The sequence below is a fragment of the Mycetocola sp. Y171 genome (assembly GCF_056713165.1).
Genome location: NZ_JBWYGX010000001.1, coordinates 955547 through 971128 on the forward strand (window position 1 = coordinate 955547; position 15582 = coordinate 971128).

Below are 15582 nucleotides of genomic sequence, written 5' to 3' on the forward strand. Positions count from 1 at the left end.
CCTTTCTGGCTGGGACTGGCAGCCCCATGCTAGAAGCGCGCGGCACACCGCGATCCGGTTTGTAACGGCATATGTCGCGGGATGTCGTCACAAATCGGGCGCCTCGACAAAACGACGACGGCCCCTTCCGCCCGGGGAGGCAGAAAAGGCCGTCGTCAGTCGCGATTCACGTCGACAGGCTCAGATCATCCGGCGACGGTGTCACCTTCGACCGGCAGCCACACTCTCATCGTCGACGGGCCGCGGTTCGCCCACGAGTGGTACGGGAGCAGCTCGACGCTCTCCGCTTCGGGCGAGATGTCCGGGGCATCGACTCCGAAGGGCCAGGCGTGGTCCGGAACGGCCATCCGGCGGATGCCGACGGACACGACGCCATCGATGTCGTAGAGTTCCCCCGTGGCGCGCAGCTCGTCGACGCTGTCCGCGTCAGGGACATCCGTCGATTCGAGGCACATGACCAGGGGACCACGTTCGACAGCCAGCTGACCTCGGAGCGCGTCGATGCGCGGGTCGGGTGTGGTCCACCGCGCTTCGACGGGAAGCGTCAGCACGATCTCGTCGCCGACGCTGAACGTCTGGCGAACCGCGACCGTTCCCGGTGTCACCTCACGGGAGCTCCCGTTGACGTGGAGCAGTGCGCCGTTTCGAGCCCAGGCCGGAACACGGAGGGAGAGTTCCCATTCCGCATCCAGCGTCTCGGTCACGACCACCCGGATGTCTCCGTTCGACGGATAGTCGGTCTCGACACGCAGCGCGACCGGTCCTCCGTCGAGCGCCGCGGACACGTCTCCCTCCGCGTACTGGTGCAGCTGCAGGCCGTCAGCCGTCGACGTCGCGACGTATGAGCCGAGCGAGGCCAGGGTGCGTGCGACGTTCGTTGGGCAGCAGGAGACGTCGAACCACGGGGCCCTGAGGCTGGACGACGCGCGCGGGCTCGGCTCGTCCTCTGGCGGGGTCGACCCTGGCTCCCGCTGGTGGAGTGTGTTCGTGTAGTAGAAGGCGCGTCCGTCGGCTGCCGGTGAGGTGGCGACGACGTTGAACAGGGTGCGTTCGATCAGGTCGGCATACCGGGGCTCGCCCGTTGCGAGCAGCAGGCGGTAGTTGAGCATGATGGAGCCGATGCCTGCACAGGTTTCGGAGTACGCGCGGTCGCTCGGCAGCTCGAAGTCGGCGCCGAAGGACTCGCCCTCGTGGTGTGCTCCCATTCCGCCGGTCACGTAGGTCCGGCGGGCGACTGTCCGCTCGAGCTGTGATGAGATCGCGGCGATGAGGCCCTGCTCGTCATCCTCGATGCCCAGGTCGACGGCACCGGCGGCGAGGTAGACGGCGCGGACCGCGTGCCCACGGAGCACCTCGGCATCCCGCACAGGAACGTCGTCCTGGTAGTAGCTCCGCCCGAGCTCGATGTCGCCGAGCGTTCCCGTTCCGCGCCGGTCGATGAACAGCCGCGCCTGGTCGATGTACCGCTGTTCGCCGGTGTAGCGACCGAACTCCACGAGTGCCATCTCCACCTCCGGGTGGCCGCAGACGGATTTGATGCCGCCTTCGCCGAACACGTCGCAGACGTGGTCGGCAGCGCGGCGTGCGAGCTGCACGAAAGCGTCATCTCCCGTGGTCCGGCCGCGGGCGACGGCCGCCTGAAGCAGGTGGCCGTAGCAGTACAGCTCGTGTCCCCACTGGAGGTCTGAGTATCGCGGCTCCTGGCCGGGGCGCCCGAACTTCGTGTTGAGGTACCCGTCTGACTCCTGCACGGGTTCGATACGGGCGACGAGGGCGCGGAACCGTGCGTCGAGTTTCTCGTCGCCGGTGCGGCCGATCTCCCAGGCCATGGCTTCCATCAGCTTGTAGACGTCGGAGTCCGAGAACTCTCGGCCGGCCCGGTCGGCGGGAAGGCGCCCCTCGATGGCGGCGTCGAAATTGCCGATCCAGCCGACTTTCTCCATCCAGGCTTCGCAATGGGCGATGATCGCCGAGGCGTTCAGCTCCTGCTTGTCTGCCCAGAATCCGCCGCCGATCCGTACCTGTGACAGCGCAAGGGGTCGCAGCGCGCCCCTGGACGGGTCGACGGGAATCGAGGTGGTCGTGGTCGTGATCTCGGTGAGCGAAGTCATGGGGTCTCCAGTTCGGGAGGGTCGGTAAGAAGGGGTCTACTTCACGGCGCCGAGCGTGAGTCCCTCACGCAGCAGCCGGTAGGTGAAGGTGAAGAGGATGAGGATGGGCACGGATGTGATGACGCCGAGTGCCATGAGTCCCGGCCAGTTGATGCCGAAAGCGGACACCTGCTGGGCGAGGAGGGCACTGAGCGGGTAGTTGCCCGGCGAGAGGAAGAAGTTGACTGCGTAGAGGAACTCACCCCACGAGAGGAGGAACACGAGGGTCCCCGTCGTGGCGACGCCGTTGCGTGCGATGGGGAGCATGATCGACCAGAACGTGCGCATCACGCTCGCGCCGTCGATCGACGCGGCCTCCTCGAGCGCCTCAGGCACGGCCCGGAAGAACGGCCGGAGGAGCAGTGTGGCGAACGGGATGAGAAGTGCCGTGTCCGCGATGATCACGCCGATGTTCTGGTCGAGCAGGCCCCACGCCCCGAAGATCTGGTACAGCGGGATCACGTTCGCGGTCTGCGGGACCATTTGAAGCACGATCAGCAGACCGAGCCCGATGGTGGTGATGCGCGAGTCGACCCGTGCCAGTCCGTACCCGGCCGGGATGGCGACGAGGAGAGTCAGCACTGTCGTCCCCGCCGCGATGACGAGAGACTGCTGCATCGCGACGAAGAGTCCCGAGTTCGACAGCACAGAGGTGTACGCCTCGAGCGTCGGGGTGAACAGGAATGACGACTGCGACGAGATGACGTCGCTCGGGTCCTTGAGCGAGGTCAGGACGATGAACAGGATCGGGACGGCGTAGACGAGCAGGAGAACGACGCGCAGCGGACCGGCGACGGGTTCGAAGCGCCGTCTCTTCCGGCGTGGCTGGGGAGTGGCGGGAGCCGCGGACGCGGCATCCGTTGCGGGGATCACGATGCTCATGAGTGAGCCTCCTCTGAGCGGACGCTCCTGGCGTAGATCACGGCGAGCACGAGGACGAGCAGTACGGAGATGACTGCGGTCGCTGCACCCATGCCGAAGTCGAAGCGGACGAACGCCTGCAGGTAACTGAGGAACGGCAGCGTGTTGGTCGCGACGCCCGGCCCTCCGTAGGTCATGACGAAGATGAAGTCGAATGATCGGAAGGCGTAGACGATGGTCAGGACGGCGAGCACGAGGGTCGTCGGCCGGACGGCCGGGATGATCATGTGCCAGATCTCCTGCCAGCGGTTGGCCCCGTCGATGCGAGCCGCTTCGAAGGTCTCGCCCGGGATGCCGAGGATCGCGGCCCTGAACACCAGGGCGTTGAACGGGATGACGGCCCACGAGTTGACGATCGCGACCGAGAGCAGGGCGAATCGTTCGTCGTAGAGGAACGGAACGGCATCCGCTGAGAGGCCGGCCCCGACGATCAGTGAATTGATCAGTCCAGCGTCCCCGAGCAGGAACTTCCAGACACTCCCGTTGACCACGGGGGGCAGCGCCCAGATGAACACCATGAGACCGAGGACGGAGGCCGACAGCCAGGTGCTCGTGCTCAGGAGGATGGCGGCGCCGAGCCCACCGATCAGGCCGATCCCTGTGACGATCAGCACGAAGACGACGGTGTTGCCGAATGCGGGGAACAGGGATCCCTGGGTGGCGCTTCCCACGAAGTTGTCGAAGCCGACGAACTCCCACGGCTGGTTGAGCGTGCGTGCGGACACATCGCTGACGCTCATCCTCGCCAGTTGGGCGAGCGGGAAGAAGGAGAAGATGAGGAGGAAGACCCCTGCCGGCAGAGCGAAGGCGAGCTTCCTGCGTCGGTTGCCGTTCCTGCGGCGTGATGACCGGGGTGGCCGCCCGACGGACGCGAGCGTCCGCCGGGTCGGCCGTTGGGCCGTCAGATCTGCTGACATGAGGTCTTCCTCGTCTCGGGTGTTGCCGGCTACTTCGCGAGCAGGGGCTCGAGGTCGGCGATCAGTTTCGCCGCCGCCTCCGACGGAGTCATCTGGCCGCCGATGACGGCGCTCCAGACCTGTCCGACGACGAGCTGCTGGTCGGCGACGGCCTCAGCGGGCACCGCGGGGGCCGGGTAGTTCGCGCCGTTGTCCGCGAGGGACTGGGCGAATGCGGCGAGGATGGGGTCTTCGGTGATCTCGGGAGCGGATGCCGCGTCGCCGCGACTCGGGATGCTTCCGACATCCTTCAGCGCGATGGCCTGGCCCTCTTCGCTGAAGTACGTCTGCTCGAGGTACTTCCAGGCGAGCTCGGGGTTCTTGCTGAACGCACCGATGCCCTCGCCTTCACCACCGAGGTAGACCTGGCCGTCCTCGCCGACGGGAAGCGGTACGACACCGTAGTTGAACTTCGCATCGCTGCGCGCGGTGCCGATCTGCCAGTTGCCGTTCTCGGCGAAGGCGACGTCGCCTGCGGCCCAGGTCTGGAACGGAACCGTCTGGTCCCAGGTCACGGCCTCACGGGTGAGGGCGCCGGACTCGGTCCACGACTGGATGGCCGTGAAGGCCTCCTCGAGCGGGGCGGCCTGCGGGTCGTCGTAGTTGAAGCCGAAGCTCGACAGCCACGGGTAGGCCTGCCATTCCCCCTGCGACTGCGGGAGACCGGAGAGTGTGATGCCACCCTTTCCAGCGGCGGCGACGGTGTCGAGTGCCGAGGTCAGTTCGTCCATCGTGGTGGGCGGCTCGACGCCGACCTCGTCGAGGATGTCCTGGTTGTACCAGAGCCCGAGCAGGTTCACGTAGCCCTGCGCGGCGTAGACCTCGTCCTCGAGTGAGTGCACGACGGACTCGGGGAACTCGCTCTTCTCGTCGAAACCGTCCCACTGCTCGGTGATCGGGGCGAGGGCGCCGCCGAGTGCGAGGGTCGAGGTGTCAGCGCCGTTGAACACGACGACATCCGGTCCCGTCTTCGAACCGACGGCCGAGATGAGCTTCGAGTTCATCTGGTCGTACGGCACGAAGACGTTGTCGACGGTCACGCCGTCGTTGTTCTTCTCGAAGAGTTCCTTGTAATCGGTCATGACCTTGACCTGGTTCTCGTCGCTGAAGTAGTGCCACACCGTGATGGTGTCGCTGTCGCCGGATGAGCCGCCCGATGAGGTCGGGGTGCAACCGGTGAGCGCAAGCGCTGCCGTCGCCGCAAGTGCCATCCCGACGAACGGGATCGAGCGGTTGCGGCTGGAGCGCGGGAATTTCACTGCCATGTGACTTCCTTGTCTGGAATCGTCGTTGATTGGGGTACATCCGGTGGAGAGCAAACCTCGACGAAACATTCCGAAAAGGTTTTCGGTGAATCTAGCATTGCCTTCTCACTTACGTCAACCGGTGTATTGTCGAGTCAGCCGAAAGACCTCATCAACCGCTTCACTTCGCGGGGATCACCGAGGCCACCGGCGCAGTCAGAGCAGACCACCGAGGCACGAGCCGCGAGCGAAACACAGGGGCGCACCATGACGATCGCAAACACGCCGTCGCCGCGGTCGACCTTGCGCGATGTCGCGAAGCTGGCCGGGGTGTCGGTGGCGACCGCATCGAAGGCCCTGAACGGCCGGGATCAGGTGCACCCAGAGACCCGGGCGCGCGTTCTCGTCGCCGCCGAGAAGATCTCGTTCACCCCGAACGCCCTCGCCCGTGGGCTACTCGCCGGGCAGACCGGAACGGTCGGGCTCATCACCGGCGACCTGGACGGCCGCTTCTCCCTCCCGATCCTGATGGGGGCAGAGGATGCCTTCGGCAAGGGCAAGATGTCGGTGTTCCTCTGCGATGCCCGGGGTGACTCGATTCGCGAGCAGTACCATCTGGACGCACTGTTGAGCCGACGCGTCGACGGCCTCATCGTCGTGGGTTCCCGCACCGATCCACGGCCGTCGATCGGGCGGAGCCTGCCCGTTCCCGTCGTGTACGCCTACGGCCCGTCGACCGACGAGAACGACCTGTCGCTCGTCGTCGACAACGTCGGCGGCGGTGCGGACTCGGCAGAGTTCCTGATTTCACGCGGTCGTCGGAGAATCGCGCATATCACCGGCGAATCGGATTACGCCGCGGCGCAGGACCGCGTGGTCGGGATCGAACGCGCCCTCAGCGGGCATGGGCTGTCGCTCGTGGGCGGCGCCCAGTTCGGCTCATGGACCGAGCAGTGGGGACGCAACGCCACGGCGCGACTGATCGAACAGCATCCCGATGTCGACGGGATTCTCTGCGGGAACGACCAGATCGCGCGCGGCGCTCTCGACACCCTGCACGAAGCGGGCTGGGATGTTCCGTCGCGCGTCTCCGTGATGGGCTACGACAACTGGGAAGTGTTCACCACAGGCGCCAGCCCGCATCTCACGAGCGTCGACATGAACCTTGAGGCACTCGGCGCCCAGGCTGCACGCCGGCTGTTCGACGCGATCAACGGCGAGGCCAGCTCGGGAATCGAGTCTCTGCCGTGCCGGGTCGTACCTCGCGAGAGCACCTGACATCTACAGGGTGGCCAGGACCTGCGCGAGGCCGTCTTCGTCCACGGCGCCGGTGATCTCACTGGCGACAACCCGGAGTTCCGCGGGCGAGTTGCCCATGGCGACCCCTCGGCCGTGTTCGCCCGCCCAGGTGAGAAGGTCGATGTCATTGTGACCGTCACCGACGGCCATCACGTGAGAGCGATCGATCCCGAGAACGGCTCGCACCCGCTCGATCGCCACGGCTTTGGTGACCCCTTTGGCCGCGATGTCGAGCCAGGCCGTCCAACCGACGGCGTAACTGACCTCATGCAGAGGCAGCTGTGCGACCGCGGTCCGGAAGTCGATCACGTCGTGACCGGGCGAGATCGCGACCACGCGGGTCGCTGGCCGATCGAGGAGTTCGTCGAAGGCGACGCGGATCTGCCGGCTGCCCAGTCCGGTCGTCGCTGCGGGAAACGGAGCGGTGTATCGATACGTCCCCTCACCGTCCTCGACGGCGAATCGGACGTCAGGCAGGCGGGTGCGGATCGCTGGCAGGATCTCGCCAGGTTCGAAGGTCATGACCTGTTCCCTGCTGTAACCGTCCGGTGCATCCGGGTCGCGGTGGAGGGTGACGGCGCCGTTGGAGCAGACCAGGTAGTACGGGGCGATACCGAGAGTCTCGAGGACCGGAAGAGTGGTGGCCGCTGAGCGGCCGGTGGTGAGCACGACGTGGTGCCCGGCCGCGTCCAGCCTGCGGATCTGATCGATCACTCTGTCGCTGATCGACCCGTCCTCACGGAGGGTCGTCCCGTCGAGGTCGAGCGCCACCAGCCAGACCGCATCCTGTCTGTGACGAATGGGGGGCTCGTCGGTAGCGAGGAGAACCACGCTCGATTCGGTGTATGGCGGTGGGATGGACACGAGAGCTCCTTGGACCGGCACGCGAGGTGCGAGAACGGACGAGATGACGGGGATCCTGGACGGGTCGCTCCCTGCGCCGGCCGGGCTGGTGGCGCAGGGAGCGGCAGGGCTGTGTCAGTCGGTGATGACGACGACACCGGTCGGGGCGTCGAGGAGTTCGACCGTGCGCTCGGCGGCGCGGTCGATCTGGACGCGAGGTTCGGCGGGAACGGCTCCTTCGTTGTAGGTGCCCGGCCCGTAGAACTGCCCGTAACTGAGCACGACACCGCCCTCCGCGAGCACTGCGGCCTCCAGCTGAGCGACGGCGCGGGCATCCGGACCGTCTGGCAGCTGCCACGCCACCGTCTGGGCGAGGATCTTCGGGGAGCCGACGGCGCGCGCCGCGTCGATGATGTTCTGGTTGCCCTCGGTGCGGATGCGCGCGTTCAGCTCGGCGTGGTCGCCGATCTTCGTCACGTCGTCAGGAAGGTCGGTGAGTTCGTTCAGGATGACCTCCGGCTTGAAATCGCTGACCGCCTTGATCAGCCTTTCGCGGTCGAAGACGTCGACGACGATCGGTTCGGCTCCGAGCCGATCGAGGAGATCGGCCTTGCCTGCAGACCGGGTCATACCGCCGACCACGTGGCCGGCCTGGACGAGCAGCGGGATGAGACGCTGACCGAGGACTCCGGACGCACCGGCGAGGAAGATTCTGGACATGGGTTACCTGCTTTCTGTTGGGGTATCTGGATTCCTACGCGAGACGCTTGATGCGTGCCTGGGCGATGAGGCTGATGACGGCGAGAAGGATGGCGACGGCCGTGTAACCGAGGACCGCCGGGATCTCACCGAGCGGTTCGACGAGCTGGCCTTCGATGACGATCGGGAGCCCGAAGGCCAGGTAGGAGACGACGTATATCGCGGCGACGACACCTGCGCGCTGGGAGACCGGGGCGACCGGGAAGACCAGGCGGAGCGCCGCAGTGAACGAGGCACCGAAGGCGACTCCGGCGATGGCCTGCCCGACGATCATGATCGCGAGGCTCCCGGCGAACACTCCGCCGATGATGGCGACAGCACCGATGATCGACGCGTGGATGCCGATGGTCATGGCGAGGCGGGATGCGACGCGGGCGAACGACAATCCGACGACCGCGGACACCGCGGGGGCGACGAAGCCGGTGACGCCGTTGAGAAGACCGCTGTCGAGGTGGAAGACACTCCGTACCATGTTCGGCGCCAGGCCCCCTGACAGCCCCGCGAGCATCCACACCGCTGCGACGACAGGGGCCGCGGCGAAAAATTCCGCACGGGCGGCATGCGGGATCGAGACGCGGGGGATCATCGAGCGGAGCGCCCCTGGCGTGCGAACTCCCGTCTCTGCGGAGAAGATCACGACGGCGACGCCGATGACGGTGAGGACGATCAGGGTGATGAAGATGATCGAGGTCGCGTCAGGGCTGAGCTGGACCGCGAGTCCGGCAAGGAGAGATCCCACTGCGAGTCCGCCGGTGAGACTGACACTGCCGAGGATGGTGCCGAGCCGTTTTCTGTTCGCCGGTGCGAGTTCGACGAGGGCAGCAGTGAAGGCGGCCGTCGCCGCGCCGCTCGCGATTCCCTGAATGATTCGTCCGGAGATCACCCAGGCGATGTCCGGTGCGATGAGGAACACGATGTTCGAGCCCAGTTGCACGATCAGGGCGCCGATCAGAACAGGGCGGCGGCCGATGTGATCCGACAGCGAGCCAAGCGTGAGCACGGCGCCGAGGAATCCGATCGCGTAGGCGGCGAATGCGACGTTGAGCAGCGAGGGAGCGAACTGCCACTCGTCCTTGTAGGTGACCAGCAGCGGCGTCAGCGCACCTGCCGCCAGGTACAGGCTCGCAAACGCGACGGAGCCACCTGTCAGCGCCAGCCCAGGAGGAAGGGTCCATCTCCTGAAGGAAGCGTCCGAAGTTGCCGAAAGCTGGGTCGAAAGCACTGGCGCTCCTTGATTGCGGTGAGTTGTCGTGAGCAACAGACCTCGTCGGTCGTCGCACTATCGACACTAGGCAGCAATCGGATTGGAAGCTGAGTCCATTTCTCCCGCTATTTCTCAGACCAATTTCGTTAGGGCATCACACTGCACAAGGCGTCCAGTGCCCCGGGCCAGGCGCTGTCCGATACCGCCGAGTAGTTGACGACGAGCGCGTCCCTCGAGGGCGGCCGTGCGTCATCCGTTTCGTGGCGGAACTCAGTCAAACCGCTCACCATCAGTCCCCGACTTGCCGCATCGCGCAGGATTCTGTCTTCCGTTCCCTGCGGGAGTTCGAGAACGGCCTGCAAGCCTGCGGCCATCCCGGTCACCCTGACGCCTGGTGCGCTCAGCGCCAGGGCTTCGATCAGCTGGTCACGTCGGCGGCGGTAGTTCTGGCGGCGTGAGCGTACGTGACGGTCGAAGGCGCCGGAGGTGATGAAATCCGCAAGGGTCAGTTGTTCGAGAACGCTCACCGTCTCGACGCGCCCCTTGGCTGCCGCGACCTCCGGGAGGATGCTCTCAGGCACGACCATCCAGGCGACGCGCAGAGCCGGCGCCAACGATTTGCTCGCGGTACCGAAATAAAGGACCCGGTCAGGATCGAGCCCTTGCAGCGCTCCGACCGGTTTGCGGTCGTATCTGAACTCGCCGTCGTAGTCGTCCTCCAGGATCAGTCCCCCTGTTGTTCGGGCCCAGTCGAGCGCAGCCGCCCTCCGCGCGGGCGACAAGGCGACTCCTGTGGGGAACTGGTGGGCAGGGGTCAGCAGCACGGCACCAACACCGTTCAGGTCCGCGAGGTTCTCGGTGCGCGCCCCCTGGTCGTCGACGGCCAGCGCCGGGATGCCGAGGCCGGCGTCGGTGAGCAGCTCGCGATACAGCCCGAGGCCGTAGGACTCGACGGCAATCGCCCGAGCGCCCCGCGCCTTCAGCGCCTGCGCGACCAGCGTCAGGCCCTGGTAGAAGCCGGGAATGATGACGATCCGCTCGGGGTCGGCGTCCACACCGCGCACCCGGGAGAGATAGTCGGCGAGAGCACGGCGGAGTTCAGGCCTCCCCAGCGGATCCCCATATCCGAAGGCGTTGTGCGGTGCCACAGCGAGGGCACGGCGGGCTGCGGCGAGCCATTGCGCACGGGGAAATTCCGCGAAATCGGCCGCCCCTGGCAGGAGCCCCAGCGCCTGACGGGTTCGCTTCGTACCCGCAGTCGCGAGGCCCGCGACCGCGAGGCGCGGTGTGGCCCGCGCCGCGACGCGCGTGCCTGATCCCTGCTGGGCGGTGAGCCAGCCCTCGGCGACCAATTCGGCGTAGCACTCCGTCACCGTGCTTCTGGCGATGCCGAGGTCGGCAGCGAGAGTGCGGGATGCCGGGAGTGGGCTGCCCGGCGCCAACCGACCCGAGCGGACCGCCTCCCTCAGGGCGTCCGTCAGGCCAGCCCGCAGCCGCGGGCCTCTCACCTCCAGGTGAAGATCGACGCCCGCTCCCGCGAGCAGTTCGTCCGCCACATTGGTCTGAGTTTCCGCCATGGGATTGGACTATACGCCCAGTCCTTTCGGTCCGTAGGTTTCAGGCATGACGACGCTGGATGCAGGAAAGAAAGTGAATCTGGGCGCGACCGGGATCTGGAGCATGGAGCTGAGGTCCATCGACCCTTCAGCGGCTCGTGACGTCGCCGCGGAACTCCACACCCAGGGGTGGGGCGCGATCTGGCTCGTCGGCAGCGGCGGCCCTGGAATATGGGCGGACGCCGAGAATGTGCTGTCAGCGGGCACCGGATCCGCGGTCGCGTTGGGGGTGATGAGCATCTGGGGGTCCGACGCCCAGGTGGCGGCTGACGAACACGCGCGGCTCGTCCGGTCGTACGGTCCACGGCTGATGACAGGGCTCGGGGTCAGCAATGCGCAATCTGCTGCGGCACACGGTCGGCCGTTCAGCACCCCGATAGCCGAGATGTCGAGATACCTCGACGACCTCGACTCGTCCTCAACACCTATCCCGATGAGCCAGCGCCTGCTGGGCGCCCTCGGCCCGCGAATGGTGGACCTCGCAGGCCACCGCACCGCCGGCATCCACCCGTTCCTGGTCACCACGGAATCCAACATCATCAACCGGGAACGGCTCGGCCCCCTGGGCGTCATCGCCCCTCATCAGGCCGTCGTCATCGAGAGCGACCCGGCGAAGGCTCGGACAATCGCGCGAAACGGCATCGGCATGTTCTTCGGCTTCCCGAGTTACCAGGCAAACCTCAGACGGCTGGGTTTCGGGGACGACGACCTCGTGCCGGGCGGAAGCGACCGTCTCATCGACTCCGTCGTGGCGTGGGGTTCCGTCGACGACATCGCGCGACGCGTCAGAGCACACCGCGATGCCGGCGCCGACCACGTCGCGCTCCACGTCCTCACCGGTGAGCGTCGAGTGCCGATGGACGAGTGGCGCCGACTCGCCCCACTACTGGAGGCCTATGAACCCGTCGCTGACGAGATTGGCGCGGAGGTGCCGGTGAACCGATTCGACCGGTGACTCAAAGGGCGCTCTTCCGACGGTCGACCTCTGGCTGCCCGGGGCTCTTGCGGCATCGGCGACCGTGACCGAAAATATCGTTATGCCTCGGCTTCCGGGGCAGAAGGATGGTCATGATGGGGTTGCGACGCGCAGCTCTCGCTCGAATCGTGGCTGCCGGGCTCGCGGCCGCAGCGCTCGTCGCGCCGACCGTGTCATCGGTGACCCAGCCAGAGCAGTCGGCCCAGGTGGCCGCCAACATCCCTGCCCCCGGCAGCTACACCGGGGCCGGATTCGATGCGTGCACGGCACCGACTCAGAACCTGATGACCACCTGGCTCTCCGACTCTCCGTATCGCGCTGTCGGCATCTACACGAGCGGCGTCAACCGCTTCTGCACCCAACCGGAGTTGACCGCATCCTGGGTCAGCGCTCAGCAGGCGGCGGGCTGGCACCTGCTGCCGATCCACATGGGGCTGCAGCCATACTGCACGACCTCGACCAAGGAGTTCCGGTTCACCGCAGCGAACGCAGCCACCTCAGGGCTCGCGGCCGCCGACGAAGCCGTCGCCGCGGCACGAGCCATCGGGCTCGCGGCCGAGACTGCAATCTTCCTCGACGTCGAGGCGTACAGCACGACGGATCCGACGTGCCGCACCGCCGTGCTCACGTACCAGAGCGCCTGGACCGCGCGCCTGCACGACCTCGGATTCCTTTCCGGCTTCTACTCGAGCCTCGCTTCTGGCGTCGCCGACCAGGTCGCCGCGTACCCGTCGCCGACATGGGTGCGCCCTGACTACCTCTGGTTCGCGCGATACGACGGCGTGGCGACCGTCTCGAACGCGGCGATTCCCGAGAGCTACTGGCTGCACCGCCGCATCAAGCAGTACCAGTCGCCCACCCAGACGGGCGGCCAGGAGACGTGGGGCGGCCTGTCCCTCTCGGTCGACCGCAACCAACTCGACGTGACACCGGTGCCGAAGACGCCGTTCGGCGATTTCACCCGCAACGGCTGGTCGGACCTCATCGCCCGACAGGCCTCGACGGGCTTCCTCTATCTCTACACCGGGAACGGTGCACAGTTCGGCACTGCTACCCGCATCGGAAACGGATGGAACGGCATGAGCACCATCACGCGGTTCGGCGATTTCGATGGCGACAGCTTCGAGGACATCATTGCGAGCGATACCGCGACGGCGGCGCTCTGGCTCTACCGCGGAACCGGCACCGGCTTCAGTGGGCGGGTCAAAATCGGTGCCGGGTGGAACGGCATGCGCGAGATCACCCCGATCGGGGATATCGATCTGGACGGCCGTCCAGACGTTCTTGCCGTACAGGCCTCGTCCGGATGCCTGTACCTCTACCGCGGGCGCGGCATCAGCCTGGCCAGCGGGTCCAGGCTCGGCTGCGGGTGGAACGCGATGAGCGAGTTGATGGGGGCAGGCGACTTCAACCGTGACGGACGAGTCGACCTGATGGCGCGAACGACAGCGACCGGGGAACTGTGGCTCTACCCAGGAACGACCGGCGGCCTCGGGGCGCGCGCCAAAGTGGGGACCGGATGGCAGAGCATGCGCAACCTCACCGGGATCGGCGACGTCGACCGGGACGGCTTCACCGACCTCATCGCGGTGCAAGCCACGACAGGCGACCTTTACCGCTATCCCGGCCGCGGGAACTCGTTCGGCGCACGACTCAAGGTCGATAGCGGATGGAGCGGGCTGCAGCCCCTGCTCTGAGCAGCGGCTCAACGCATCATCTGCGGGTCAAGCGGAAGTTCCCGTCCGCATCGGTCAGTCCTTCCGCCAGTTCCTTCCGCTGTACGGGTCGGCGCCCTTCCCGATGTTCAGCACCCGCGTTCCCGTCAGCAGTTCGATCCATCCCCGCTTGTTCGGCCCCCAGGTGATCGACAGGTAAATCAGACCCGGGACGACGAGCAACGCCGCCACCAATAACACCCAGGTCAGGCCGACGAGGGACGAGAGCGACTCGGTGCTCGGCTGGAACGTCAGCAGGAACGTCGTCCCGCCGAGCACGAGGAGTATCAGTGCAGGAACGAGGAGCGGAATGATCTTCCGGGAGACGGCACGGCCGAGACCCGGGCGTCGCATCCTGGCGTTGGTGACGACCCGGAGCCCCAGCAGACGCTTCCCCGGAGTCTGCCCGAACACTGCCGTCGACAGGATGAGCCCCATCGGCATGAGCAACGAGATGAGGGCACCGATGATGATGGCCGGCGTTCCGGCGAGGAGCTCCGCTGGAACTCCGAGACGCGCAGCGAGTTTTGCGACGACGAAGGCGTTCTGATTGTCGAACCGAGCGCTGAGAGGTCGGACGATGCCGAACGTCACGACGCTGAATGTCGTGCTCACGAGCAGGCCGTCGATCAGCCCTGACAGCACGCGGATGCGCAGACCGGCCGCGATCACACCGCTCATCCGTGTTCCACGGTATCCGGCAGCACCGGACACGTTCGTTCGCCAGTCATCGGGCTCTGTCTCCTCCGGGGCCGCCTTCGCAGCATCCCGCTGATCAGTATTGCGGGTCAGACGCCAGAGACGTTACAGCGCGCCTCCGAGCTTGAAACCGTGATCGACGTCGTCCTTGCGGGTGTACGAGAATCCGTCCGCCCCGACCGTGACGGCCAGCTCACTCGCGTCTGTGCGTTTCTCGACCGGCTGCGGCTCGCCGTCGAGGTCGAGCACCAGAGAGGCGTCGGTGTACCAGCTCGGGACGACCGGGTTGCCCCACCAGTCGCGACGCTGGTTGTCGTGCACATCCCAGGTGACGACGGGGTTGTCCGGATCACCGGTGTAGTAGTCCTGGGTGTAGATCTCGACGCGGTGACCGTCGGGGTCGAGGATGTACAGGTAGAACGCGTTCGAGACGCCGTGCCTGCCAGGTCCGCGCTCGATCACATCCGACTTCCGGAGCGCGCCGAGCTTGTCGCAGATGTAGAGGATGTTGTGCTTTTCGTGCGTCGCGAACGCGATGTGATGCATCCTCGGCCCGTCCCCGCCGGTGAGGGCGGTGTCGTGAACGGTGTCCTTCCGACGGAGCCAGGCGGCGTAGGTGACCCCGTTCTCGTCCTGGATGTCCTCGGTCACCCTGAAGCCCAGGTCCTCAAGGTAGGTGCGACCCCTGGGCACGTCCGGCGTCACCTGGTTGAAGTGGTCGAGCCGCACCAGCGCGCCAGGGCCGTAGAGCTCGTACCGCCAGGCGAGGCGTTCGACGTGCTCGACCTCGTAGAAGAACTCGTACGGGAACCCGAGTGGATCGGTGACGCGGACGGCGTCTCCGATGCCCTTCACGAATCCGTCGCGGCGGCGCTCGGTGCGGCAGCCGAGTTCCCGGTAATAGGCCTCGGCAAGGTCGACGTCCTCTGGGGAACGCACCCGGAAGCCGAAGGCGGCCGCAGCGGCGACAGGTCCCCTCCGCAGGACGAGATTGTGGTGGATGAACTCCTCGAAGGTGCGCAGGTAGATCGCGTTCTCGTCTTCCTCGGTGACCACGAGCCCGAGGATGTCGACGTAGAACTCGCGGGATGCCGCCAGGTCGGTGACCACGATCTCCATGTAGGCGCATCGCAGGATGTCTGGCGGGGTGGCGGTCGGGGTGGCAATCGCGTCGTTCGTCATTGAACTGTCTTTCTGTGC

General features: G+C 66.4%; 13 protein-coding genes. 3 read left to right on the forward strand and 10 right to left on the reverse strand.

Annotated elements, in window-relative coordinates; genetic code table 11:
• Positions 1-185: 185 nt before the first annotated feature.
• From AC1M2K_RS04520 to AC1M2K_RS04535, 4 genes are read right to left on the reverse strand one after another with little or no spacing between them, the layout of a single operon-like run.
• Positions 186-2111: a glycoside hydrolase family 127 protein gene (locus AC1M2K_RS04520; RefSeq protein WP_480240000.1), complete on the reverse strand. Its 1926-nt coding sequence runs from the start codon at positions 2109-2111 to the stop codon at positions 186-188.
• A 36-nt stretch (positions 2112-2147) separates the two neighbouring features.
• Positions 2148-3032 carry a carbohydrate ABC transporter permease gene (locus tag AC1M2K_RS04525; protein WP_480240001.1) on the reverse strand — a complete coding sequence of 295 codons (885 nt, stop codon included), beginning with the start codon at positions 3030-3032 and terminating at the stop codon, positions 2148-2150.
• Complete coding sequence (locus AC1M2K_RS04530) at positions 3029-3988, reverse strand: carbohydrate ABC transporter permease (RefSeq protein ID WP_480240002.1); 960 nt, start codon at positions 3986-3988, stop codon at positions 3029-3031. Before AC1M2K_RS04530 ends, AC1M2K_RS04525 begins: the two co-directional genes overlap by 4 nt.
• A gap of 29 nt (positions 3989-4017) precedes the next feature.
• Complete coding sequence (locus AC1M2K_RS04535) at positions 4018-5292, reverse strand: sugar ABC transporter substrate-binding protein (RefSeq protein WP_480240003.1); 1275 nt, start codon at positions 5290-5292, stop codon at positions 4018-4020.
• A gap of 246 nt (positions 5293-5538) precedes the next feature.
• On the opposite strand from AC1M2K_RS04535, the gene AC1M2K_RS04540 reads away from it, so the two are divergent.
• The gene (locus tag AC1M2K_RS04540) at positions 5539-6549 is read left to right on the forward strand and encodes a LacI family DNA-binding transcriptional regulator (RefSeq protein ID WP_480240004.1); all 1011 of its coding nucleotides are present in this window, start codon (positions 5539-5541) and stop codon (positions 6547-6549) included.
• A 3-nt stretch (positions 6550-6552) separates the two neighbouring features.
• On the opposite strand, the gene AC1M2K_RS04545 is transcribed toward AC1M2K_RS04540, so the two are convergent.
• The 4 genes from AC1M2K_RS04545 to pdxR all read right to left on the reverse strand — a co-directional run bounded on the left by AC1M2K_RS04545 (position 6553) and on the right by pdxR (position 10953).
• A complete protein-coding gene (locus AC1M2K_RS04545; RefSeq protein WP_480240005.1) occupies positions 6553-7434 on the reverse strand; it encodes an HAD family hydrolase in 882 nt (293 codons plus the stop codon).
• A gap of 114 nt (positions 7435-7548) precedes the next feature.
• On the reverse strand, positions 7549-8133 hold the full coding sequence (locus AC1M2K_RS04550; protein ID WP_480240006.1) for an SDR family oxidoreductase: 585 nt from the start codon (positions 8131-8133) through the stop codon (positions 7549-7551).
• Between the two features lie 34 nt (positions 8134-8167).
• Positions 8168-9394 carry an MFS transporter gene (locus tag AC1M2K_RS04555; protein ID WP_480240007.1) on the reverse strand — a complete coding sequence of 409 codons (1227 nt, stop codon included), beginning with the start codon at positions 9392-9394 and terminating at the stop codon, positions 8168-8170.
• A 128-nt stretch (positions 9395-9522) separates the two neighbouring features.
• Positions 9523-10953 carry a MocR-like pyridoxine biosynthesis transcription factor PdxR gene (gene pdxR, locus AC1M2K_RS04560; RefSeq protein ID WP_480240008.1) on the reverse strand — a complete coding sequence of 477 codons (1431 nt, stop codon included), beginning with the start codon at positions 10951-10953 and terminating at the stop codon, positions 9523-9525.
• Positions 10954-10999: 46 nt separating this feature from the next.
• On the opposite strand from pdxR, the gene AC1M2K_RS04565 reads away from it, so the two are divergent.
• Complete coding sequence (locus AC1M2K_RS04565; RefSeq protein WP_480240009.1) at positions 11000-11947, forward strand: TIGR03620 family F420-dependent LLM class oxidoreductase; 948 nt, start codon at positions 11000-11002, stop codon at positions 11945-11947.
• A gap of 113 nt (positions 11948-12060) precedes the next feature.
• Positions 12061-13665, forward strand: coding sequence for a glycoside hydrolase domain-containing protein (locus AC1M2K_RS04570; protein WP_480240010.1), 1605 nt, complete (start codon positions 12061-12063; stop codon positions 13663-13665).
• 54 nt (positions 13666-13719) lie between these two features.
• On the opposite strand, the gene AC1M2K_RS04575 is transcribed toward AC1M2K_RS04570, so the two are convergent.
• Together AC1M2K_RS04575 and hpaD are read right to left on the reverse strand one after the other, a co-directional pair.
• The gene (locus AC1M2K_RS04575; protein WP_480240011.1) at positions 13720-14364 is read right to left on the reverse strand and encodes an RDD family protein; all 645 of its coding nucleotides are present in this window, start codon (positions 14362-14364) and stop codon (positions 13720-13722) included.
• Positions 14365-14487: 123 nt separating this feature from the next.
• The gene (gene hpaD, locus AC1M2K_RS04580) at positions 14488-15564 is read right to left on the reverse strand and encodes a 3,4-dihydroxyphenylacetate 2,3-dioxygenase (protein ID WP_480240012.1); all 1077 of its coding nucleotides are present in this window, start codon (positions 15562-15564) and stop codon (positions 14488-14490) included.
• Positions 15565-15582: the final 18 nt, after the last annotated feature.